The 22,016-nt window shown below is 36.3% G+C and carries 20 protein-coding genes and 1 tRNA gene; 5 read left to right on the forward strand and 16 right to left on the reverse strand.

Going from position 1 to position 22,016, the window contains the following annotated elements:
- Positions 1–57: 57 nt before the first annotated feature.
- The 8 genes from nuoF to aspS all read right to left on the reverse strand — a co-directional run bounded on the left by nuoF (position 58) and on the right by aspS (position 7,191).
- The gene (gene nuoF / locus ACP7AQ_RS01280) at positions 58–1,425 is read right to left on the reverse strand and encodes an NADH-quinone oxidoreductase subunit NuoF (RefSeq protein ID WP_426094091.1); all 1,368 of its coding nucleotides are present in this window, start codon (positions 1,423–1,425) and stop codon (positions 58–60) included.
- 1 nt (position 1,426) lies between these two features.
- Positions 1,427–1,957 carry a complex I 24 kDa subunit family protein gene (locus ACP7AQ_RS01285; RefSeq protein WP_426062650.1) on the reverse strand — a complete coding sequence of 177 codons (531 nt, stop codon included), beginning with the start codon at positions 1,955–1,957 and terminating at the stop codon, positions 1,427–1,429.
- An 82-nt stretch (positions 1,958–2,039) separates the two neighbouring features.
- Complete coding sequence (locus ACP7AQ_RS01290) at positions 2,040–3,278, reverse strand: NADH-quinone oxidoreductase subunit D (protein ID WP_426062649.1); 1,239 nt, start codon at positions 3,276–3,278, stop codon at positions 2,040–2,042.
- A 35-nt stretch (positions 3,279–3,313) separates the two neighbouring features.
- Entirely contained in the window at positions 3,314–3,835 is a 522-nt protein-coding gene (locus ACP7AQ_RS01295; protein ID WP_426062648.1) for an NADH-quinone oxidoreductase subunit C, read from the reverse strand.
- A 3-nt stretch (positions 3,836–3,838) separates the two neighbouring features.
- A complete protein-coding gene (locus ACP7AQ_RS01300) occupies positions 3,839–4,387 on the reverse strand; it encodes an NADH-quinone oxidoreductase subunit B (protein ID WP_091203184.1) in 549 nt (182 codons plus the stop codon).
- Between the two features lie 75 nt (positions 4,388–4,462).
- Complete coding sequence (locus tag ACP7AQ_RS01305) at positions 4,463–4,828, reverse strand: NADH-quinone oxidoreductase subunit A (RefSeq protein ID WP_426062647.1); 366 nt, start codon at positions 4,826–4,828, stop codon at positions 4,463–4,465.
- Positions 4,829–5,118: 290 nt separating this feature from the next.
- Positions 5,119–5,313, reverse strand: a complete 195-nt coding sequence (locus ACP7AQ_RS01310; protein ID WP_007137066.1) for a cold-shock protein — start codon at positions 5,311–5,313, stop codon at positions 5,119–5,121.
- A gap of 132 nt (positions 5,314–5,445) precedes the next feature.
- The gene (gene aspS / locus ACP7AQ_RS01315) at positions 5,446–7,191 is read right to left on the reverse strand and encodes an aspartate--tRNA ligase (RefSeq protein ID WP_426094092.1); all 1,746 of its coding nucleotides are present in this window, start codon (positions 7,189–7,191) and stop codon (positions 5,446–5,448) included.
- Between the two features lie 227 nt (positions 7,192–7,418).
- On the opposite strand from aspS, the gene ACP7AQ_RS01320 reads away from it, so the two are divergent.
- Entirely contained in the window at positions 7,419–7,763 is a 345-nt protein-coding gene (locus ACP7AQ_RS01320; RefSeq protein ID WP_426090432.1) for a toxin-antitoxin system YwqK family antitoxin, read from the forward strand.
- Positions 7,764–8,054: 291 nt separating this feature from the next.
- On the opposite strand, the gene ACP7AQ_RS01325 is transcribed toward ACP7AQ_RS01320, so the two are convergent.
- The 7 genes from ACP7AQ_RS01325 to ACP7AQ_RS01355 all read right to left on the reverse strand — a co-directional run bounded on the left by ACP7AQ_RS01325 (position 8,055) and on the right by ACP7AQ_RS01355 (position 17,803).
- A complete protein-coding gene (locus ACP7AQ_RS01325) occupies positions 8,055–9,725 on the reverse strand; it encodes a sodium/sugar symporter (RefSeq protein ID WP_426094093.1) in 1,671 nt (556 codons plus the stop codon).
- Between the two features lie 13 nt (positions 9,726–9,738).
- Positions 9,739–10,797 carry a UDP-glucose--hexose-1-phosphate uridylyltransferase gene (locus tag ACP7AQ_RS01330; protein ID WP_426094094.1) on the reverse strand — a complete coding sequence of 353 codons (1,059 nt, stop codon included), beginning with the start codon at positions 10,795–10,797 and terminating at the stop codon, positions 9,739–9,741.
- Positions 10,798–11,967 (reverse strand): galactokinase, encoded by a 1,170-nt coding sequence (gene galK / locus ACP7AQ_RS01335; RefSeq protein ID WP_426094095.1) that lies wholly within the window; start codon positions 11,965–11,967, stop codon positions 10,798–10,800.
- 112 nt (positions 11,968–12,079) lie between these two features.
- A complete protein-coding gene (locus ACP7AQ_RS01340; protein ID WP_426094096.1) occupies positions 12,080–14,509 on the reverse strand; it encodes a DUF4982 domain-containing protein in 2,430 nt (809 codons plus the stop codon).
- 86 nt (positions 14,510–14,595) lie between these two features.
- Positions 14,596–15,642: a glycoside hydrolase family 53 protein gene (locus tag ACP7AQ_RS01345; protein WP_426094097.1), complete on the reverse strand. Its 1,047-nt coding sequence runs from the start codon at positions 15,640–15,642 to the stop codon at positions 14,596–14,598.
- 6 nt (positions 15,643–15,648) lie between these two features.
- Complete coding sequence (locus ACP7AQ_RS01350) at positions 15,649–16,749, reverse strand: glycoside hydrolase family 53 protein (RefSeq protein WP_426094098.1); 1,101 nt, start codon at positions 16,747–16,749, stop codon at positions 15,649–15,651.
- A 1-nt stretch (position 16,750) separates the two neighbouring features.
- Complete coding sequence (locus ACP7AQ_RS01355; protein ID WP_426094099.1) at positions 16,751–17,803, reverse strand: aldose epimerase family protein; 1,053 nt, start codon at positions 17,801–17,803, stop codon at positions 16,751–16,753.
- A 102-nt stretch (positions 17,804–17,905) separates the two neighbouring features.
- On the opposite strand from ACP7AQ_RS01355, the gene ACP7AQ_RS01360 reads away from it, so the two are divergent.
- A complete protein-coding gene (locus tag ACP7AQ_RS01360; protein ID WP_426094100.1) occupies positions 17,906–18,904 on the forward strand; it encodes a GntR family transcriptional regulator in 999 nt (332 codons plus the stop codon).
- Positions 18,905–18,944: 40 nt separating this feature from the next.
- Here ACP7AQ_RS01360 and ACP7AQ_RS01365 read toward each other — a convergent pair.
- Positions 18,945–19,024 (reverse strand) — tRNA-Leu (locus ACP7AQ_RS01365).
- A 289-nt stretch (positions 19,025–19,313) separates the two neighbouring features.
- On the opposite strand from ACP7AQ_RS01365, the gene ACP7AQ_RS01370 reads away from it, so the two are divergent.
- From ACP7AQ_RS01370 to pth, 3 genes are all read left to right on the forward strand, one after another.
- Positions 19,314–20,255 (forward strand): ribose-phosphate pyrophosphokinase, encoded by a 942-nt coding sequence (locus ACP7AQ_RS01370; RefSeq protein ID WP_426062636.1) that lies wholly within the window; start codon positions 19,314–19,316, stop codon positions 20,253–20,255.
- A 106-nt stretch (positions 20,256–20,361) separates the two neighbouring features.
- Positions 20,362–20,973, forward strand: a complete 612-nt coding sequence (locus tag ACP7AQ_RS01375) for a 50S ribosomal protein L25/general stress protein Ctc (protein ID WP_426062635.1) — start codon at positions 20,362–20,364, stop codon at positions 20,971–20,973.
- Positions 20,974–21,298: 325 nt separating this feature from the next.
- Positions 21,299–21,973, forward strand: coding sequence for an aminoacyl-tRNA hydrolase (gene pth, locus ACP7AQ_RS01380; protein ID WP_426094101.1), 675 nt, complete (start codon positions 21,299–21,301; stop codon positions 21,971–21,973).
- Positions 21,974–22,016 lie beyond the last annotated feature (43 nt).

Here is a 22,016-nt window from a genome sequence, read left to right on the forward strand (position 1 = left end):
CTAGATTTTTGCTAAGAATTAATTTCTTCAAACGATTTAAATTTTCCCATTCTTTCTTTACGTTATGACTTTCGACTTTAAGACATTGAGACTATTAAAAGGTTCAGCAACAAAATGATCTCTATTTTTTATTTTTTCCGGGAAACGAATATGATATTCAAATTCTTCTCTAAAGTGACGAATTGCTGCTGCCACTGGCCAAGCTGCCGCGTCACCCAATGGACAAATGGTGTTTCCTTCAATTTTGCTTTGAATGCTCAATAGCAAATCAATATCTTCTTCACGACCGTGACCATTTTCTATTCGGTGCAATACTTTTTCCATCCAGCCTGTTCCTTCACGACAAGGGGAACATTGCCCACAACTTTCATGGTGGTAAAAACGAGAGAAATTCCAAGTATTACGAACGATGCAAGACGTATCATTATAAACGATAAACCCACCCGAACCTAACATAGAACCAGTTGCAAATCCACCATCACTTAACGATTCGTAGGACATCAAACGATCTTCGCCAGCGGCAGTTTTATAAATTAAATGGGCAGGTAAAACAGGAACAGAACTTCCTCCCGGTACAAATGCTTTTAACGGTCTGTCAGAGCTCATTCCGCCTAAATATTCATCAGAATTCATGAATTCGTAAACACTTAAACCCAATTCAATTTCATAAACACCCGGGTTTTTAACATGCCCTGATGCCGAAATTAATTTGGTTCCCGTAGAACGTCCAATACCAATTTTAGCATATTCTGCACCTGAATTATTAACAATCCATGGCACAGCGGCAATCGTTTCTACGTTATTTACAACCGTTGGATTTGACCAAAGTCCTGAAATGGCAGGAAATGGTGGCTTGATACGAGGATTTCCTCTTTTTCCTTCCAGGGATTCAATCAACGCAGTTTCCTCACCACAAATATAAGCACCAGCACCACAATGAACATAAAGTTCTAAATCGTAGCCTGAACCTAATATATTTTTACCCAAAAATCCAGCAGCTTTTGCTTCATTAATGGCTCTTTCTAATATTTTGTAAACCCACATATATTCTCCACGAATGTAGATGTAGGATAGGTTTGCACCCAATGCATAACTGGAAGTAATCATTCCTTCAATCAACAAATGAGGAATAAATTCCATCAAATAACGATCTTTGAAAGTTCCCGGCTCTGATTCATCCGCATTACAGACTAAATGTCTTGGTTTTCCTGATTTTTTATCAATAAAACTCCATTTCATTCCGGCAGGGAAACCCGCTCCACCACGACCACGTAATCCTGAAGTTTTCACTTCTTCGACCACTTCGTCTGGTGTTAATGTTTTTAAGGCTTTTTCTACTGAAGCGTACCCCCCGTTTTGACGGTATACTTCATAGGTTTTAATTCCTGGGATATTTATTTTGTCTAATAATATTTTTTGTGACATGTTATTTATCGTGTAATATTATTGTATCGTTTTTGCAATCTTCAATTAACTGGTCGATTTTTGCTGCCGTCAAATGTTCTTTGTAAAAATCGCCTAACTGCATCATTGGAGCATAACCACAAGCACCTAAACACTCAACTCCTCTCACTTCAAACAGACCGTCTGGAGTACGTTCCCCCACTTTGACTCCCAGTTTTTCACATGTATAATCCATTAAATCCTCTACTCCATTTAAACAACACGGAGAAGTTTGACAAAATTCAAACATGTATTTACCAATTGGTTTTTGATTGTACATCGTGTAAAACGAAACTACTTCGTAAACTTCAATCGGTTTTATCAAAAGAATTGCTGCTACTTTATTCATTAACTCGATACTCAACCAATTCTCGTGAGCATCTTGAACTTCATGTAAAACTGGCAATAATGCCGATTTTCTTTTGTCTTCAGGATAATGACTAATTAATTCATTGATGCGATTCATCAATGTTTCTGTCATATTTATTTCTTGTTTGTGATACGTTCTTTCCATTTTTATTTTTTTTGCCACGAAGGCACAAAGTCACAAAATTTTATTTTAAAATCTGAAATTGATAATCAATAATCTGAAATCTTTATGCGTCTAACTCTCCGGCAATAACATTTAAACTTGACAAAATAACAATTGCATCCGACAGTAAAGCACCTTTTATCATTTCTGGATATGCCTGATAATAAATAAAACAAGGTCTACGGAAATGTAATCTGTAAGGAGTACGACTACCATCAGTGACTAAGTAAAAACCTAATTCTCCGTTTCCACCTTCCACAGGATGGTAAATTTCAGCAACTGGAACTGGAACTTCTCCCATAACAATTTTAAAATGGTATATCAACGATTCCATACTCGTGTAAACATCTTCTTTTGGAGGAAGATAATAATCTGGAACATCTGCATGGAAGTCATTTCCTTCCGGCATTTTTGCCAATGCTTGACGAATGATACTCAAACTTTCCCAAACTTCGGCGTTACGAACACAAAAACGGTCATACGTATCGCCCGATTTTCCAACAGGAATAATAAAATCAAAATCTTCGTACGAAGAATATGGTTGAGATACCCTTACATCATAATCCACGCCCGCAGCACGTAAATTTGGACCCGTAAATCCGTAAGCCATAGCTTGCTCAGCAGTTATCGCTCCTACATTTACCGTTCTGTCAATAAAAATTCTATTTCTTTCGAATAAGTTTTCAAATTCTTTCCAAGCTGCTGGAAATTCTTCTAAAAACACATCTAATTTTCTAAAAGCTTCTGGTGACCAATCTCTTTCAAAACCACCAATTCTTCCCATATTAGTAGTCAAACGCGCTCCACAAATTTCTTCGTAGATTTCATAGACTTTTTCTCTAAATTGGAACACATATAAAAATCCGGTATATGCTCCGGTATCAACACCAAGGATTGAATTACAAATAATGTGATCCGTAATTCTTGCCAATTCCATTACAATAACTCTTAAATATTGCGCTCTTTTTGGAACTTCAATATCCAACAATTTTTCTAATGTCATCCACCAACCCATATTGTTTATAGGTGATGAACAATAGTTCATTCTATCAGTAAGAGGTGTGATTTGGTAAAAAGGACGGTTTTCAGCAATTTTTTCGAAAGCTCTGTGAATATACCCAATGGTTGGTTCCGCTTCCAGAATTCTTTCTCCATCCATTAAAAGGATATTTTGAAAAATACCGTGTGTAGCTGGATGAGTAGGTCCTAAATTCAGGATCGAAAGCTCGCTTCCATCCTCATTTAGTTGTTCTTTTATTCTCTTAGCATAGCGATGCTCCGGTGGTAATAATAGTTCTGACATTTATTTAATGTGAAAAATTATAATAGTGTGTGTTTTTAATAATTGTCGGTTGTTCTTCCAAAGAAACGGTCATCTTTATCAGTTCTTCCACTGTCTTCCATTGGAAATTCTTTTCGCATTGGAAAAGAAATCATTTCATCCATATTTAAAATACGTTTCAATTGTGGATGACCAATGAAGTTTATCCCATAAAAATCAAACGTTTCTCTTTCCATCCAATTTGAACTCAAGAAAATGTTTGATATTGTTTTAATTTCTGGATTTTCACCGTTAATAAAGGCCTTAATTTTAATCCTTTTGTTTTCATACCAATTGTGCAAATGATACACTACTGCAAATTGATGATCTACATCATTGTCAGGATAATGAATCCCACATAAATCCGTTAAAAAATGAAAACGCAATGTTGAGTCGTTTTTCAAAAAAAGAATTACAGCCGTAATTTTATCGGCAGCGACTTCAAATGAAAATATATCTTTTTCCTGTTTGAATTCAAAAACTTCCGAATCGAATGTTTCGACTAATTTTTCTTGGATTTGTATTGTTTCTAGCGCCATTATTTATTTGATATTATATGAAGCCAATAATTCTTGATACTCCGGAGAACTTCTTCTTCGCACCGATTCATTTCTCACTAATTCCTGCAATTTCATAACTCCATCAACAATTTGCTCTGGTCTTGGCGGACAACCAGGAACATATACATCAACCGGAATTACTTTGTCGATTCCTTGCAAAACAGAATAGGTGTCAAAAATTCCACCTGAACAAGCACAAGCTCCAACCGCGATTACCCAACGAGGTTCTGACATTTGTTCATAAACCTGACGTAAAATTGGCGCCATTTTTTTCGAAATCGTCCCCATAACCATTAGCATGTCAGCTTGACGAGGAGAAAAACTTACTCTTTCTGAACCAAAACGCGCCAAATCATAATGCGAAGCCATCGTTGCCATAAACTCAATACCACAACAAGAAGTCGCAAAAGGTAATGGCCACAATGAATTTGCACGAGCCAATCCTACAACATCATTCAGTTTTGTGGCGAAGAAACCTTCCCCAACAACACCTTCGGGAGGGGCAACCATATTTATATTTGAATCACTCATTTTTTATTATTTACCATTATAAAATTTGAATCATAAATTATTTGCTATTTACAACTCAACATTTAAAATAAATTTTTACTCCCACTCTAACGCTTTCTTTTTGATAATGTAGAAAAAACCCACCAAAAGCAAAAGCATAAAAATGACCATTTTGACCATTCCTTCGATACCCAATTCCTTGAAATTAACAGCCCATGGATATAAGAAAATCACCTCAACATCGAACAAAACAAATAAGATGGCAACGAGAAAATATTTTACTGAAAAAGGAATTCTTGCATTTCCAACAGATTCGATACCACATTCAAAGTTTCTATCTTTAACTTCAGAGGATCTTTTGGGTCCTAATTTTGATGAAATCAATATAGTTCCTACAACAAATCCTACAGCTAGAATAAACTGCATTAAAATTGGAATATAATTTAATTGATCGGATTGCATACTGTGTTTTTTTTGAATGAAAATGAGCTACAAAGATAACTTTCAAATTATTAAATAACAATTAAATCTTAAAAATACATGCCAACTATAACGATGTAAATTTACAATTTTTATTAATTATAAATAAGGCAGTCCCATTATATTAAGATGTGTTTAACGTTTTAGAAATTCCGCAATTTGGAATTTGGAGTATAATTTATTGGCACCTGGAGGGAAATAACAAAAAAGCGTTCCGATAAAAATCGGAACGCTTTAAACATTCGTAGGCAAAAAAAATATTTTTTTTATGCTTAGATCACTGCTACTTTCGCAGCAACTTTTCCTTTTCTTCCTTCTTCTTCTTCATAGCTAACTCTGTCACCTTCGCGCAATTCTTCCGCGTTGATTCCTGATGCATGAACAAAAATGTCTTTTCCTGTTTCTTCGTCTGTAATGAATCCGTAACCTTTAGATTCATTGAAAAATTTAACTGTACCTGTACGCATTGTAATAGTAATAATAATTTATAATGAAGCAAATGTAATATTTAATATAATACGAAAGACGTTCTTCTCTTTTTATTTTGCAAAAATATTGATATTCAACGTTTTCTAACATATTATGACGACAAACTACAATTAAGCTAGTTTTATATGCAGTTCTTTTAACTGTGATTCGTCAATTATTGATGGCGCATCTATCATAACATCTCTTCCCGAATTGTTTTTCGGGAACGCAATAAAGTCCCTAATTGTTTCTCTTCCTCCCAAAATGGCAACCAATCTATCCAATCCAAAGGCTAAACCTCCGTGTGGTGGCGCACCAAACTGGAATGCATCCATTAAGAATCCAAACTGCGCCTTAGCTTCTTCTTCAGTAAAACCTAAATATTTGAACATCAATTGTTGTGTCGCTTTGTCGTGAATACGAATTGATCCTCCGCCAATTTCATTTCCATTCAAGACCATATCATATGCATTCGCACGAACTTTGCCCGGATCAGTTTCCAATAAGTGCATGTCTTCCGGTTTTGGAGATGTAAACGGATGATGCATGGCATGGTATCGGCCGCTTTCTTCGTCAAACTCCAATAAAGGAAAATCAACTACCCAAAGCGGTGCAAATTCGGCTGGATTCCGCAATCCTAAACGAGTCGCTAATTCCATACGTAATGCACTCAACTGTGTCCGTGTTTTATCTGCTGGACCAGAAAGCACAAAAAGCATATCCCCCGCTTTTGCACCTGTGATTTTTGCCCATTGAGTTAAATCGTCTTGATCGTAGAATTTATCCACCGATGATTTATAGCTTCCGTCATCATTGCATTTTACATAAACCATTCCGCTTGCGCCAACTTGTGGACGTTTTACCCATTCAATAAGTCCGTCAATTTCTTTTCGGGTGTAGTTTCCAACTCCTGGAACTGCAATTCCAACCACTAATTCGGCAGCGTTGAAAACCGGAAATTCTTTATGTTGCGCTACTTCATTCAACTCGCCAAATTCCATTCCGAAACGAATGTCCGGTTTATCATTCCCGTAAGTTTTCATAGCATAATCGTAGGTAATTCTTGGAAATTTATCTACTTCAATACCGTTTATTTCTTTTAATAAATGTCTGGTCAGTCCTTCGAAAACATTTAAAATATCTTCTTGTTCGACAAAAGCCATTTCACAATCGATTTGTGTAAACTCCGGCTGTCTGTCTGCACGTAAATCTTCGTCACGGAAACATTTTACGATTTGGAAATATTTGTCCATTCCGCCCACCATCAATAATTGTTTAAAAGTCTGAGGCGATTGTGGCAATGCATAAAACTGTCCTTCATTCATTCGGGAAGGCACTACGAAATCTCTGGCTCCCTCTGGAGTTGATTTAATTAGGTAAGGTGTTTCTATTTCACAAAAATCCAAATCAGAAAGATATTTTCTAACTTCCATTGCTACTTTATGGCGAAAAAGTAAACTGTTTTTCACAGGATTTCTTCTAATGTCGAGGTAACGGTATTTCATTCGGATGTCTTCTCCACCATCGGTTTCATCTTCAATCGTAAATGGAGGCGTCAAAGCAGCATTTAAAACACTTAGCTCTGTCACTAAAATTTCGATATCACCGGTTGCCATATTTTTATTTTTGGCTTCACGCTCAATAACGGTTCCTTTTACTTGAATTACAAATTCGCGACCGAGTGTTTTGGCCAGTTCAAAAACGGATTTTTCAGAACGACTTTCGTCAAAAATTAATTGTGTGATTCCATAACGATCGCGCAAATCGACCCAATTCATAAAACCTTTATCGCGTGATTTTTGAACCCATCCCGCAAGGGTAACTTCTGTATTAATATGAGTGGCATTTAATTCGCCACAATTATGACTTCTATACATGATTCAAATTTTAGATTATTTTCTCCTTTGGAGACGGGTGCAAATTTAGGACTAATTATGAATAATGAATTGAGAAATAAGAAATTTTAGTAATTGGTTTTTTGGCAAACATTATAACCAATGTTAAATTTTATTCTAATGTTATTAAATTGTTAAGTAAAAGTTTTTTTATTGTAAAATGTTTTATACATTTGTTAAGCTAATATGAATTTAAAAAACCAAACAATATGAAAAAATATATAATATTAACCGCATTGCTTTTTTCAGGAATAGCATTCGCTCAAGAAAATAACCCAAAATTAGAAGCTGTAGGTAAATTAGTTAAAACTACTTACTACTTTGAAAATGGAAAAATACAACAAGAAGGTTTCTTTAAAAATGGAAAACTGGAGGGGGTTTGGACTTCATACGATATGAATGGAAACAAACAATCTGTTGCTACCTATAAAAATGGAGAAAAAACTGGAAAATGGTTATTTTGGAATGGTAACAACCTAAGTGAAGTAGATTATTCCAACAGTAGAATTGCTTCTGTAAAAACTTGGAAACAAGATGCATTAGTGAATAACTAAATAAAATTCAAATATCATACAAAGCTTTCGTTAATTCGAAAGCTTTTTTTGTGCCTTATGTTTTTTATTTTGCCTTCACATTAAAGTTTTGTCGCATACAATAAAAATGATTTACGAAAAAGACTATTTGCAAACACATATTTTTCTTCAAAAAACATGAATCAGGTATTAAAAAAACTTTACACACATCTAAATTACTGGAACCAATTTTCTTCGTACCTTATTGTTAAATAAAAAAGCGATGAATTCAATATAATTGAACCCATCGCTTTTTTTATTTTAGGCTGTTTTCTACCAAAAGATCGTATAGAAAGCAGCAATAATTGAAAGTACAATCAACATCCCGACAGTAAAACCTGGTGACATTTTAAACATAGTACGGTCAATTTCAAGACCATTTGTTTTAACGCCTCTAGCTGTTTCGTACATACTTATGCTGTACATTCCGATTACGCAAATCAAGAATACAAATCCCATTCGGTCAATAAAAGGAATTTCATAAACACCATCAGCATTTGGTACTGAAAAACCAGTCGCATGAAGGAACGATAAGTCAACAAATGCTGGCATAAATTTGAAAAGGATAGATAACATAAATCCACCAATTGTAGCAAACAAAGCCGCATTAGAAGTTGTTTTTTTCCAAAAGAAGCCTAAAATAAACATAGCGAAAACTCCCGGACTTACAAATCCCGTATATTCCTGAATGTATTGAAATCCTCCTTTTTTATCAATTCCTAGAAAAGGCGCCACTACAACTGCAATTAACATCGCCACCACAATTACTTTTTTGCCCACATTAACTAATTTTTTTTCATCGGCATCTACATTTAGTTTTGTTTTATAAATATCCAACGTAAAAATAGTAGCGATACTATTCGCTTTTCCAGCCAATGACGCTACAATCGCCGCAGTCAAAGCAGCAAACGAAAGCCCTTTTAAACCCACCGGAAGCAAGTTTAGCAAAACGGGATACGCCCGATCAGGATTTACAGTACCGTCTTGTAACATTTCGGTTCCAAAATGTCCGTTCTGATACAATACAAAAGCCGCAATTCCCGGCAAAACAACAATTACAGGCATTAACAATTTTAAGAAAGCAGCAAACAAAATTCCATTTCTGGCCGTTTTTAAATCAGCTCCCAATGCACGTTGCGTAATGTATTGGTTGCAGCCCCAATAATTTAAATTGATGATTAGCATTCCTCCTATCAAAACTGACAATCCCGGCAAATCCATATAATTAGGATTTGTTTTTTCAAAAATCATGTGGAAATGATCGTTTGCTTGTGTCGTCATCAAATTAAAACCGTTTATAACACCCGTAGATCCAAATTCTTCGGCAACTAAATTCAACGCTAAATAAGTAGTTACTAATCCACCCAAAATCAAAAAGAAAACTTGAATCACATCCGTATACCCAATCACTTTCATTCCGCCCAGCGTAATCATTACCGCAAAAAACGCCAAGAAAATCATACACAAAGTAATGTCCAAACCTGAGATGCTGCTTATCGCCAAAGCGCCCAAATACAATATAGAAGTAAGATTGACCAAAACATACAACAGCAACCAAAATACAGCCATAATCATGGCAACATTACTGTTATACCTTTGATTCAGGTATTGCGGCATGGTAAAAATTTTATTTTTCAAGTACACAGGAATAAAGAAAATAGCAACAATAATCAAGGTAAAAGCAGACATCCATTCGTAAGTGGCGATCGCTAATCCCATTTTAAAACCGCTGCCGCTCATTCCTATAAATTGCTCCGCACTAATATTACTGGCAATTAATGATGCGCCTATTGCCCACCAAGTAAGTGATCCTTCGGCTAAGAAATAATCTTTACTACTCGTTTCTTCTTTCTTTTTCCTTTTATAAATCCATATTCCATAACCGACAATCAGGATGAAATAACATAAAAAGACAATATAATCTTGGACTGCTAAAGTTTGCATTGGTTAAATGTTTTTAGTTTTGGTTTACTATTTTATAATGAACGTTCGATTGGTTTTTTAAAATTTCAGCACTTTTTTCTGGTGTAATATCTCTTTGTGATTCACCCATCATTTCATATCCTACCATGAATTTCTTCACAGTTGCTGAACGCAACAATGGCGGATAAAAATGCATATGAAAATGCCATTCCGGATGCAACGCTCCATCAGTAGGAGATTGATGAATTCCTGAAGAATACGGAAAAGAGGTTTCAAAAAGATTATCATATTTTGTTGTCAATTGTTTTAAAACAATCGCAAAATCAGTCACTTCCGTATCAGTGAAATCAGTTATTTTATTCACATTTCGTTTGCTGATTATCATCGTTTCATAGGGCCAAATAGCCCAAAACGGAACCAATGCCACAAAATGATCATTCTCTATAACAATGCGTTCGTCTAACTTCAACTCTTCTTTTACATAATCCTCTAAAAGTGTTTTATTGTGCGTATCAAAATAAGCGTTTAGATTATTTTGTGTTTTCTCGACTTCGGTTGGCAATGAAGATTGCGCCCAAATTTGTCCGTGTGGATGCGGATTACTGCAACCCATCACACTTCCTTTGTTTTCAAAAATCTGAACATGATTAATGTAATCTACATTGCCTAAATCCGTGTATTCTTTTTGCCAAGTGTGGATGATATTTTCAATAGCCTCAGATGGCATTTCCGGCAATGTCAAATTGTGTTTTGGCGAAAAGCAAACCACCCGAGAAATTCCTCTTTCCGGTTTCACTTTAAAAAAAGTCTCGTTTTTATTTTCTTTAAAAGCAATTTCTTCTTGCTTCAAAGCGGCAAAATCATTTTCAAAAACAAATGAATCTTCATAATCCGGATTTACCATTCCATTCGCTCGAACATTTCCCGGACACAAATAACAAGTCGGGTCATATTCGGGCAATGTATCCGAAGTTACGGTTTCATTTTGACCTTGCCAAGGACGTTTCGAACGGTGTGGGGAAACCAAAACCCATTCGTTGATTAACGGATTATAACGTCTGTGCGGATCTTCGTTTATGTCAAAATTTTTCATTTATTTCGCAATATAAAGTGATGTTCCGTTTCCAATTTTGACATCATAAATTTTTAATTCTATTCCAAATGCGTCCTGATACAATCCTGTCAGTTTGTTTTTCACTGCATCTTCTTGTCCTTTTTTAATCAAATTGATGGTACAGCCACCAAAACCACCGCCCATTAATCGGGAACCTATCACTGATTTTTCCTTTTTAACCGTGTTGACCAAAAAATCTAATTCGGCGCAACTCACTTCATAATCCACTGATAATCCTTCGTGCGTTTCGAACATCAATTGCCCTAAAACTACAATGTCTCCCACATCCAAAGCTTCACAAGCCTGCGTTACTCTTCGAATTTCCTTCACCACAAAAAGGCTTCTTTTGAACACATTCGCAGTCATTTTATCTTTCAGACTCAAAACTTGCTCTTCTTTACAATCTCTAAAACTAGTAATTTCCGGGAAATTAGCACTAATTATCGAAAGTCCTTCATCGCATTCTTCTCTTCTGGTATTGTAAGCAGAGCTGAATAAGGAATGTTTGACATTACTATCAAATAAAACTAAGGAATAATCACTGAAATTAGCGTCATGATGTTCGAATTCCAATGTTCTGCAATCAATTTTTATAACTTTATTTTCTAAACCCATCACACTGGAAAACTGGTCCATTATCCCGCAATTTATGCCCACCCAATGTTCTGCTTTTTGTCCCATTAAGGCAATATCAATTGGTTTGATTTTCAAATTAAAAAGTTCATTTAAACCAAATAAAAAGCCACATTCCAATGCCGCCGAAGAGGATAAACCGGAACCCACAGGAATATTACTGCTAAAAACACAGTTGAAACCCTCCAAGGTATAACCGTTCTTTTTTAATTGATTCAGAACACCGCGCAGGTAATTTGTCCATACATTATCCGTCTGATTTTGGTCTTCGTTTGTATAAACTTCAAACTCGTCATTCAAATCTATCGCCACAATTTTAGCTCTATCCGAATTGTTTTTTTCAAAAGCAAAACAGATGATTTTATCGATGGCTGCCGGTAAAACAAAACCGTCATTATAATCAATATGCTCCCCAATAATATTAATTCTGCCGGGGGAAAGGACAATTTTTTCAGGCTCTGATTTAAAAGTCTGCTGAAAAAAATCAATTGTTTTGTGTACTAAAATGTCATTCATTGTTTAGAAATTGTATGTTTCCCAATTCAATTTTTGGAAACTTACTGTTATTGTTATCGTTTTTTAAATTTTTAGTTTTCAAAAGTATTGTTGCAATACCCGCTTCTACTTTTTATTTATTTTGAGACACTAAGCTCATTTTGCCACTCTTAAGCCCAGCACCATTTACTTCCAGTTTTATAGTACCAGGAGCTTTGGTCGATTTTACAAGCACGACCAGCTTTCCGCTAAAAAGCTTCATGGTATCTTTATGAAACATTTCGAGTGAAGTGGCATCACCATTGCAGGCAGCCCGGTAAGTACCCGCGCCTGAAACCTTAAATTTTAGCTGGTTAGTCGCCGTAGGGCAAGGAATTCCATTTTTGTCCACTACCGATACGGTTACGAACGATATATCCTCGCCATTGGCTGTGATTGTTTTCCTGTCAGCGTCTAAAACAATTTGGTATGGTTTGCCGGCAGTATGTACCTCTTGTTCAGCAACAGCTTTTCCATTGTCATCAAAAGCGACAACTTTGACCGTTCCCGGCTCATATTTTACATCCATCCACATCAGACGATAGCGATTCTGGGGTGTACTTTTGTTTTTTTTCTGCACTCCCATACTTTTGCCATTTATAAAAAGTTCAGCGCTGTTGTAGCTCGTATATACAAAAACGGGAGTTATCGCTCCTTCGCGACCTTCCCAATTCCAATGGGGTAAAATATGAAGGGTTGATTCCTTCGTATTCCAACGGCTTCGGTATAAATAATAGCGGTCTTTGGGTAAACCCGCTAAATCGTTAATTCCAAAATAAGAACTTCGGGACGGCCAGCTTTCATCATACGGCGTCGGTTCTCCTAAATAATCAAAACCAGTCCAAACAAACTCGCCGATCACCCAAGGTTTATCATCTTGAAGCACGAAATCTTCATCAGGTACATTAGACCAGCTACACGCTTCCAAATCGTAAGAGGAAGATTGAAAATCAGGATATTGTTTCATTTTGTCCTGAACTACAGGGAATTTATAAATCCCTCTGGAGCTAACTGTTGAAGCTGTTTCGGAACCCAAAATAAAACCTTGCGGAAATTTTGCAAATGCCTCATCATACAAATGCACCCGATAATTCAATCCCGGAACATCCAGCACAGCTCCAAATCCAGATTCCATAGTCGCTTTTACCTGATCCATACCAACAGTTACTGGACGTGTTGGATCTTCTCGATGAAATAGTTCCTGCAGCCATTTGGCTCGTTTTACACCCGCTTCTCCCCATTGATCCGGCACTTCATTTCCAGAACTCCACATCACAATAGAAGGATGATTTCTTGTAGCCTGAACGAGATTTACGATGTCTTTTTCGGCATAATCCTCAAAAAAACGATGATACCCATTTTCTACTTTTGGCTTTTCCCATTCATCAAAACTCTCTGCCAAAAACATAAAACCCATTTCATCCGCCAACTCCAGTTGCTCAAAAGAGGGCATATTGTGCGAACTGCGAATTGCATTACAACCCATATCTTTTAATATCTTCATTTGCCTGCGCAACGCGGCTTTATTTACTGCAACGCCGAGTGGACCAAGATCGTGGTGCAGACAAACTCCTTTAAATTTGGTTATCTTTCCATTCAGACTAAAACCTTTATTGGGCTCGTATTTTATTTCTCGGATTCCAAAACGGGTTGAAATTTCATCTTTTAGTTCTTTTCCAACATACAATTGGGAAACCGCTTTATACAAGTAAGGCGTTTCGGGACTCCACAATTTTGGTTTTTCTACTTTTATGTTTTGATCGAACTCATTTCCGAATTGAAGCGTAGATTCCTCTGAATTTAGTTTCTGTCCTTCGGCATCAAAAATAGTGGTGACCAAGCGGATGTTTTCTCCAGAAACTTTGGTCTTAATATTTACTTTGGCCATTGCCGAACTTATAAAAGGCGTCGTTACAAACTGCCCCCATTGGTCAATACTTTCGTTGTTTTTTACAATAACGCTAACATTTCGATACAAACCAGCACCCGGATACCAACGGGAAGCAAATTCCTTATTGGTTAATTGTACTGACAATGTGTTGGCTCCTTCTTGTATAAATTGGGAAACATCAAAATAAAAATAACTGTAGCCGTACGCCCACTCTCCCACTTTTTTCCCGTTTAAATACACTTGAGGTTCGCTCATTGCTCCTTCAAAAAGTAAAATTATTTTTTTCCCTTTTGAATCTTTAGGCAATGTAAATGTATTGCGGTACCACGCTGTTCCTACATGGGGCAAAGCTCCCGTTCTTCCCGTTTTTTCGGTAGCTATATTTTCTCCGTTTTGAACAATGGCAACACTTTGTTTGTCTACATTTTTATCAAAAGGCCCGTAAATTGCCCAATCGTGCGGAATGGTTACGGATTCCCATTTCGAATCATTAAAATTTACTTTATGCGCCTCTTCAAAATCGCCTTTTTGAAATTTCCAATTGCTACCTAACACTTTAATGGCTCGTGTTTGAGACAAAGCCATTTGTGTAAATACTAAAAATACTACAAGAATACATATCAATTTCTTCATTTTTAAACCTGTAAAATTATTTAATGTCACGCAATTAAAATCTATTCCTTAATATACTCATACTTCCACAAAAGGCAGTGCCAAAACTATCCTTTAAAAGCATCTAAAGCCGCTGAAGGTGACCCGTCAGGCTGCCAAGCGCTCAGGAAATAACCGCTCCAACTTTTTTCTCCTTGTGGTTCCCAATAAATTACGCCAAGTCCTTTATTATTTGGTACCGCTTTGACTGCTTTGATTGTTGCTGCTAACATTTCATACGTATTTTGCACTTTGTCATATTCGCCACCAACTTCTACAACCATCACTTCTTTGTCATATCTAGTAACCATATCATTCAAATTATAAGCTAAATCACCAATAGTTTCCGTGTAATTTTTCTTGATCCAAAAAGGATAATAAGACAGTCCAATCACGTCGTACTTTACATTATTTGCTTTGGCATTATCAAAAAACAATCTGAATTTTTCATTATTATTTCCTTCGTCAAGATGAACGATAACTTTAATTTTAGGATCAATAGCTTTTGTAGCTTCATACCCTTTGTTAAGTAATTGTGCCAATTGATTCCAATTTTTGATACTTCCTTCGGGCCACATCATGCCTCCAGGAATTTCATTCCCAACCTGAACCCACTCCGGAGTAACTCCAGCATTTTTCAATGCCGTTAACACCTCAAAAGTATGGTTGTAAACATCATTTAATAATTCCGGAAAAGTGTGATTTGCCCAAGCTGCGGGTTTCGCTTGTTTTGCCGGATCGGCCCAAGTATCACTATAATGAAAATCAATCATAATGCGCATGCCCAATTTTTGAGCGCGTAAAGCCGCTACAACAGTTTCGGCTGGACTGCAATGTCCGCTTGCTTTATCATTAGAAGGGTTTACCCAAACACGCAAACGAATGGTATTCATTCCTCTGTCTTTGAGTAATTGCAAACAATCTTTTTCAGCACCGTCGGTATCATAAAACTTATATCCTGTGGCTTCCATTTGTGGCAACCAACCTATATCAGCTCCTTTTGCAAAAGAACTTTTTGAAGTTGATTGAACATTTTTGGATGTACTGCAGGAAAAAAGCAGTGTAAGCAGTAATGACATTAGAACGAATCGAGAATTCATTGGTAAATTTTTCATATCGAATTATTTATTAAATACCTGCAAAACAGGTAGCGCTTTATTATTAAAATCATAAAATGCCTGATTTTCAAAAGTAGAGCCATTTGCAGCTTGATTTCCTTTGAAAGAAATCCACTCTCCTCCCCAATACGCAAATCCTAAACCGTATTCAGACTCTTTTACCAATGTTTTTATTGCCAATAAAAAACTTTTTTGTCCATCAGGAGTGGCAGGAAATCCGGAAACCAGCTGAGAATCTAAACCCACAATATTGTTAGTCCAGTCATTGTAATCTAGCGTAAAAGGATACGCCGTTTCAGCAATAATTACTTTTTTATTGTATGTTTTTCCTAACGTATTGATGGCGGTTTTTACAACCTTTACATCTTTTCCGTGCCAAATTGGATAGTACGATAATCCAATATAATCGTAATCTACACTTTTTATTTTGTTAAAAAACCAGTTGCAGTCCGAGGCTTTAACACCTGCATAATGAATCATGATTTTGCAATCTGGCGCTTTGGCACGAATGGTAGCACTTGCAGTTGCCAATAAAGACAGACTTTGTACTTCCTGATTGATTAAATGTCCTTGCGGCCAAAGCAATCCGCTATTGATTTCATTCCCGATTTGGATTATATCAGGATTAATTTCCGTGATAATTGTTGAAGTATAATTGGCGACAGCCGTTTTTAAATCGGTAAACGACAAATTTTTCCATTCTTCTGGCGTATTTTGTACCGCTGGATCAGCCCAAGTATTCGAATAATGGACCGTCAACCAAACTTTCATACCAGCTTGTTTCACGCGTTTTGCCAACGCTTTAACTTCGGCTAATCCCGAATGTCCATTCGCAGGATTTTTCCAAAGACGAATTCGAATCGTGTTACAACCTGCATTTTTTAGAGTTGTAATCATATTTTCAGGTTGGTTGTTACTATTGTATAAAACCGCACCCGATGTTTCTATTTCCGGTAAAAAAGAAATATCGGCGGCTCTGATAAAGGAATCGTCGGTAATTGGCACCTTTGCTGCTTGAGTTTCCCCTGTTTCATTACTGTTGGAACAGGAAAAAAGAAGCATAACAAGGATCAACAACCCTGAAATTCGAAGGTTTTTTCTCATCTTAAAAAGATTGAAATTTATAAATAGTTTTATGATAATATAATTCTCCTTTTCTCAAAATAGAAGTTGCAAAATGTTCATGATTCGGCGCATCGGGGAAATTCTGCGTCTCGAAACAAATTCCGCTCGTGGGGTGATACGCTGCGTTTTCTTTTCCTTTTATTGTATTAAAGCAATTTCCGCCAACATAAATATGAACCGCGGGCTGATTCGTGTAAACAGACATTTTCAAAGTTTTGTCACTATTAAAAAGAGACGCTGCGTATTCGTTTTCTTTATTTAAAACAAAAGTGGCATCAATTTTTGACGGACAGGTTCCCGCAGAGGTAAAATCAAAAGGACAGTTAGCAACATTCAGAAAGCGGCCGGTGGGGATTCCAGCAGTTGTAGTTTCTAATATTCGCTGAGAACTTACACGCATTTCCTGATTAACAACGCTGGATTGATGACCATCAAGATTGAAATAACTGTGGTGGGTCAAATTTACAAGTGTATCTTCTGTTGTGCTGGCGATGTATTCGATAATCAATTCATTCTCTTCTGAGAGCATATAGGTCAAATCTATCGCTAATTCACCCGGAAAATGCTCTTCATTATCAGCACTGACACACGTAAAAGTTACGGAAGGATTCTTGCCTTCGTTACGTTTTTTTATTTTCCAGTTTTTTTGGCTATAGCCAATGGTACCTCCGTGTAACGAGTTGCCGTTATTGTTTTTGTTTAGGCAAATTGTTTCTCCGTTCAGTTTAAACTCGCCGGCATTAATTCGGCCGGCAAACCTTCCCACTGTTGCTCCGAGATAAGGTGCACTTTGTAAATTAAATGATTGCATGTAGGAATCTAAAGTGTCAAAACCTAAAACCACATCTACCAAAGTTCCATTTTTTAATGGAACTTTTAAAGAAGTAAGCGTAGCACCATAACCCATAACTTTCATTTTCATTCCATTCTTGTTTGTTGCTTCACAAACAAAAACTTCTTCGCCATCTGGCATCAAACCAAATGATTCCATTACAGAATTGGTTTTAAAATGTGATATGTGTTTTATTTTCATGGTTTAATTATGAAATGTCAAAAACCAAAAGTAAAATAATTGTTATCATTAACATACCAGTACCTACCAGTTTTTGTATATTGCTAAAAAATTCACTTCTTTATGAAAATAATTTCCATACAGAACAACCTCGGAGTTCCTAAATACCGACAAATAATAAGTTCCATAGAGAAGGCAATAGAAGAAGTAAACCTAAAAAAAGGCGACAAACTTCCGTCGGTAAACAAAGTCTGTCTGGAATTCTCCTTGTCCCGCGACACAGTTTTACAAGCCTATGAAGAATTGAAAAAAAGAGGGATTATTTATGCCATTCCTGGCAAAGGTTATTATATAAAAAGCATAGAAGTCACCATAAAACAAAAGATATTTTTACTTTTTGACGAATTGAACATTTTTAAGGAAGACTTGTATAATTCATTTTTGGAAAACTTTGGCACTAACGCTCAGGTAGATATTTTCTTTCATCATTTTAATGCTCCCGTTTTCCAAAAACTGATTAATGAAAGTAACGGCAATTACACCAAATACATCATTATGCCGACCAATTTAGCGGAGGCCGCCGCAGTGATAAAAACCCTACCAGTTAATGAAGTATACATATTAGACCAGACCAATCCAGAACTAAAATCGTTTCCCGCCGTATACCAAAATTTCGTAAAAGACATTTATGACGGCTTAATGAAAGGAAAATCCAAGTTGAACAAATACGAAAAACTGATTATGATTTTCCCGGGATTCCGCGAGCCGCTGGGTATGAAAATAGGTTTTGAGAATTTCTGCAACGACTTCGTATTCGATTATGAAATCATCACTGAATTTCAGAATCGAGAAATAAAAAAAGGCGAAGTGTATATTATTCCGAGCGACAGGGATTTAGTGCGCGTCATTGAAAAAGCAAAGATTCAGAAACTGCTATTAGGTAGTGATTATGGTATTATTTCATATAACGAAACACCGCTGAAAAAAGTAGTCGAAAACGGGATTACAACAATTTCAACCAATTTTGAAGTCATGGGAAAGTTACTGGCACAAATGATTTTGAAAGGCAAAAAAGAGCAAATTGAGAACAAAAGTGCTTTGATTATTAGGAATTCATTGTAATATAAAACCAAAAAAACCGCTTCTTTCGAAGCGGTTTTTGTACCCGGAGCCGGAGTCGAACCGGCACGGTTTCCCACAGGTGTTTGAGACCAGCGCGTCTACCAATTCCGCCATCCGGGCTTAGCAGACATGAAATAACAACAGTTATTTCAACGCAATAAAAGAGGCGATTGTGTTTAAATCAATCATCAATTCCTTTAACACGGTGCAAATGTAAAAAATAATATTAAATGTTCAACTAAAAATACTTAATTTTTTCCTTTCAGAGTTGAATAAATTTTATAAATTTGCACCTCGTTAAAAACGGAACACACAACTAACTACACCCGAGGTATATACAAACTTACGGCTTTATTCAAACGACAAAGCCAACAGTATGAAGCGCAGCGGAATAAAAACAATAAATTAAATGTCACACCTAGAACCAGAAGCTAAAATTTTTGCTTGTTCACAAAGTGTCTATCTGGCTGAGAAAATCGCAGAGCAATACGGAATTCCATTAGGGAAAATTACAATGTCAAAATACAGCGACGGTGAATTTCAACCTTCTTACGAAGAGTCTATCAGAGGATTACGCGTTTTTATCGTTTGTTCAACTTTTCCAACGGCAGATAATTTGATGGAAATGTTACTGATGATTGATGCTGCAAAACGTGCTTCGGCGAGACACATAACAGCAGTAATTCCTTACTTTGGTTGGGCTAGACAAGATCGAAAAGACAAACCAAGAGTTCCGATAGGAGCTAAACTAGTAGCTAATTTATTAGATGCTGCAGGCGCAACAAGAGTAATGACCATGGATTTGCACGCAGATCAAATTCAAGGATTTTTTGAGAAACCGGTAGATCATCTTTTTGCATCGACAATATTTATGCCGTACGTTAAAAGTTTAGGTCTAGACAATCTGACTATTGCTTCTCCAGACATGGGAGGTTCAAAAAGAGCCTATGCGTATTCTAAATTTTTAGAATCGGACGTGGTGATTTGTTACAAGCAAAGAAAAGAAGCGAACATTATCGATACCATGGAGTTAATTGGTGAGGTAAAAGGTAAAAATGTAATCTTAGTAGATGACATGATTGATACCGGAGGCACTTTGGCGAAAGCCGCAGATTTAATGATCGAAAAAGGAGCTTTAAGCGTAAGAGCCATTTGCACGCATGCTATTTTATCAGGTGATGCGTACGAAAAAATAGAAAATTCTAAACTATTAGAATTAATAGTTACCGATTCTATTCCATTAAAGAAAGAATCAAATAAAATAAAAGTGTTGAGTTGTGCACCACTTTTTGCTGAAGTCATGCACATGGTGCACCACAACAATTCCATTAGTGGAAAATTTATAATGTAATACATAAGTCGTAATGTCAAATGTCTTAAAGTTATAAAGTCATGCTGATAGCCAAAAGCTAAAGGCCAAACAAGTAATATTATTTAATAACTATATTTTTTTTACAATGAAATCGATTACAATTAAAGGATCAGAAAGAGAAAGCGTGGGTAAAGTTGCGACTAAAGCCCTACGTAATGCTGGATTGGTTCCTTGCGTATTATACGGAGGAAATCAGGCAGTTCATTTCTCAGCAGAAGTTATGGCTTTCAAAAACTTGGTTTACACTCCAAACGCTCACACAGTTGAGATCGATCTTGGTGAAGGAAAATCATTTAACGCAATTTTACAAGACATTCAGGTTCATCCGGTCTCTGACAAGATTTTACACATTGACTTCTTTCAATTATTTGATGATAAAGAAATCACTATGGAAGTTCCTGTGAAAATTGTTGGAACTTCTCAAGGAGTTCTTGCTGGTGGTGTTTTACGTTTAAATACTCGTAAACTTAAAGTAAAAGCTTTACCAAAAAATCTTCCAGATTTTATTGAAGCTGACATTACTCCACTTGAAATGGGGAACAAATTGTACGTTACTAAATTAGTTAACGACAATTACAAGTTGGTTCACCCAGACAACACTGTTGTTGCTCAAGTAAGAATTTCTCGTGCGGCTATGAAAGCAGCGCAAGAAGCAGCAAAAGCAGCAAAAGCTCCTGTTAAAGGAAAGAAAAAATAATATTTTTCAACCATTCAAGAAAGCATCAGTTGTAAAACTGGTGCTTTTTTTATGCGCATTACTTTTTGTCATTTCGAGGAACGAAGTAATCTCATTATTCCATTTTTTATTATTAGGAGCACAAATATCTCCATTTTAATCACGAATCTTCCTGCTGTCCGTTGTATCTTTTTCCTATTTACCGGGTCAGGGTTCAAAACCCTGACCCGGTAAATAGGAAAAAGGATGCCACTTCCATCAGGGCTACTCAGAACTATTTTGTTCTCAATAGCGATTTTCTAAAAATCTAATAGTCCGATACTCTAATTAAGTCTATTTTTGCAGCATGATAAAATGGATTTCAAATTTATTCTCATCACCAAAAACACAAGACAGTACAACTTGTATGAAACCAGAGGTTCACGAACACAAAAAAAACAATATAGAAAGCGTGAGTAATAAATTTTTAATAGTTGGACTCGGCAACATTGGCGCCGAATATGTAAACACAAGACACAACATCGGATTTAAAATAGTGGATTTCCTCGCCCGAAAAGAAGGAGTCAATTTCGAAACCGTAAAACTGGGCGCACTGGCCGAATTTAGATTCAAAGGAAGAACCTTTTTACTGCTCAAACCAAACACTTACATGAATTTGAGTGGCAAAGCAGTTCAATATTGGATGGACAAAGAAAATATTCCGCTTGAAAATATTCTGGTTATTACCGATGATTTGAATCTTTCCTTTGCAACCATTCGCATCCGACAAAAAGGAAGCGACGGCGGACACAACGGACTTAAAAACATCAACCTTGTGCTGAATACACAAAATTACGCACGATTCCGTTTCGGCATCAGCGATGAATTCAAAAAAGGAAAACAAGTTGATTATGTCCTTGGAGACTGGGACGATACTGAAAAAACAGCGCTTCCGGAGCGATTAGAAATAGCGTCAGAAATCATAAAATCTTTTGGAACAGCAGGATTAGAAATCACCATGACCACATTTAACGGGAAATAAAAAAAGGGAAGCGTTTTACAACGCTCCCCTTTTTTCTAATTCT

The organism is Flavobacterium sp. DSR2-3-3 (assembly GCF_049896585.1).
Lineage (GTDB): Bacteria > Bacteroidota > Bacteroidia > Flavobacteriales > Flavobacteriaceae > Flavobacterium.

Bases quoted from the DNA above. Each gene is read 5' to 3' on its own strand.
- nuoF (WP_426094091.1), bottom strand. From the start codon at position 1,425: ATGTCACAAAAAATATTATTAGACAAAATAAATATCCCAGGAATTAAA.
- ACP7AQ_RS01285 (WP_426062650.1), bottom strand. From the start codon at position 1,957: ATGGAAAGAACGTATCACAAACAAGAAATAAATATGACAGAAACATTG.
- ACP7AQ_RS01290 (WP_426062649.1), bottom strand. From the start codon at position 3,278: ATGTCAGAACTATTATTACCACCGGAGCATCGCTATGCTAAGAGAATA.
- ACP7AQ_RS01295 (WP_426062648.1), bottom strand. From the start codon at position 3,835: ATGGCGCTAGAAACAATACAAATCCAAGAAAAATTAGTCGAAACATTC.
- ACP7AQ_RS01300 (WP_091203184.1), bottom strand. From the start codon at position 4,387: ATGAGTGATTCAAATATAAATATGGTTGCCCCTCCCGAAGGTGTTGTT.
- ACP7AQ_RS01305 (WP_426062647.1), bottom strand. From the start codon at position 4,828: ATGCAATCCGATCAATTAAATTATATTCCAATTTTAATGCAGTTTATT.
- ACP7AQ_RS01310 (WP_007137066.1), bottom strand. From the start codon at position 5,313: ATGCGTACAGGTACAGTTAAATTTTTCAATGAATCTAAAGGTTACGGA.
- aspS (WP_426094092.1), bottom strand. From the start codon at position 7,191: ATGTATAGAAGTCATAATTGTGGCGAATTAAATGCCACTCATATTAAT.
- ACP7AQ_RS01320 (WP_426090432.1), top strand. From the start codon at position 7,419: ATGAAAAAATATATAATATTAACCGCATTGCTTTTTTCAGGAATAGCA.
- ACP7AQ_RS01325 (WP_426094093.1), bottom strand. From the start codon at position 9,725: ATGCAAACTTTAGCAGTCCAAGATTATATTGTCTTTTTATGTTATTTC.
- ACP7AQ_RS01330 (WP_426094094.1), bottom strand. From the start codon at position 10,797: ATGAAAAATTTTGACATAAACGAAGATCCGCACAGACGTTATAATCCG.
- galK (WP_426094095.1), bottom strand. From the start codon at position 11,967: ATGAATGACATTTTAGTACACAAAACAATTGATTTTTTTCAGCAGACT.
- ACP7AQ_RS01340 (WP_426094096.1), bottom strand. From the start codon at position 14,509: ATGAAGAAATTGATATGTATTCTTGTAGTATTTTTAGTATTTACACAA.
- ACP7AQ_RS01345 (WP_426094097.1), bottom strand. From the start codon at position 15,642: ATGAAAAATTTACCAATGAATTCTCGATTCGTTCTAATGTCATTACTG.
- ACP7AQ_RS01350 (WP_426094098.1), bottom strand. From the start codon at position 16,749: ATGAGAAAAAACCTTCGAATTTCAGGGTTGTTGATCCTTGTTATGCTT.
- ACP7AQ_RS01355 (WP_426094099.1), bottom strand. From the start codon at position 17,803: ATGAAAATAAAACACATATCACATTTTAAAACCAATTCTGTAATGGAA.
- ACP7AQ_RS01360 (WP_426094100.1), top strand. From the start codon at position 17,906: ATGAAAATAATTTCCATACAGAACAACCTCGGAGTTCCTAAATACCGA.
- ACP7AQ_RS01370 (WP_426062636.1), top strand. From the start codon at position 19,314: ATGTCACACCTAGAACCAGAAGCTAAAATTTTTGCTTGTTCACAAAGT.
- ACP7AQ_RS01375 (WP_426062635.1), top strand. From the start codon at position 20,362: ATGAAATCGATTACAATTAAAGGATCAGAAAGAGAAAGCGTGGGTAAA.
- pth (WP_426094101.1), top strand. From the start codon at position 21,299: ATGATAAAATGGATTTCAAATTTATTCTCATCACCAAAAACACAAGAC.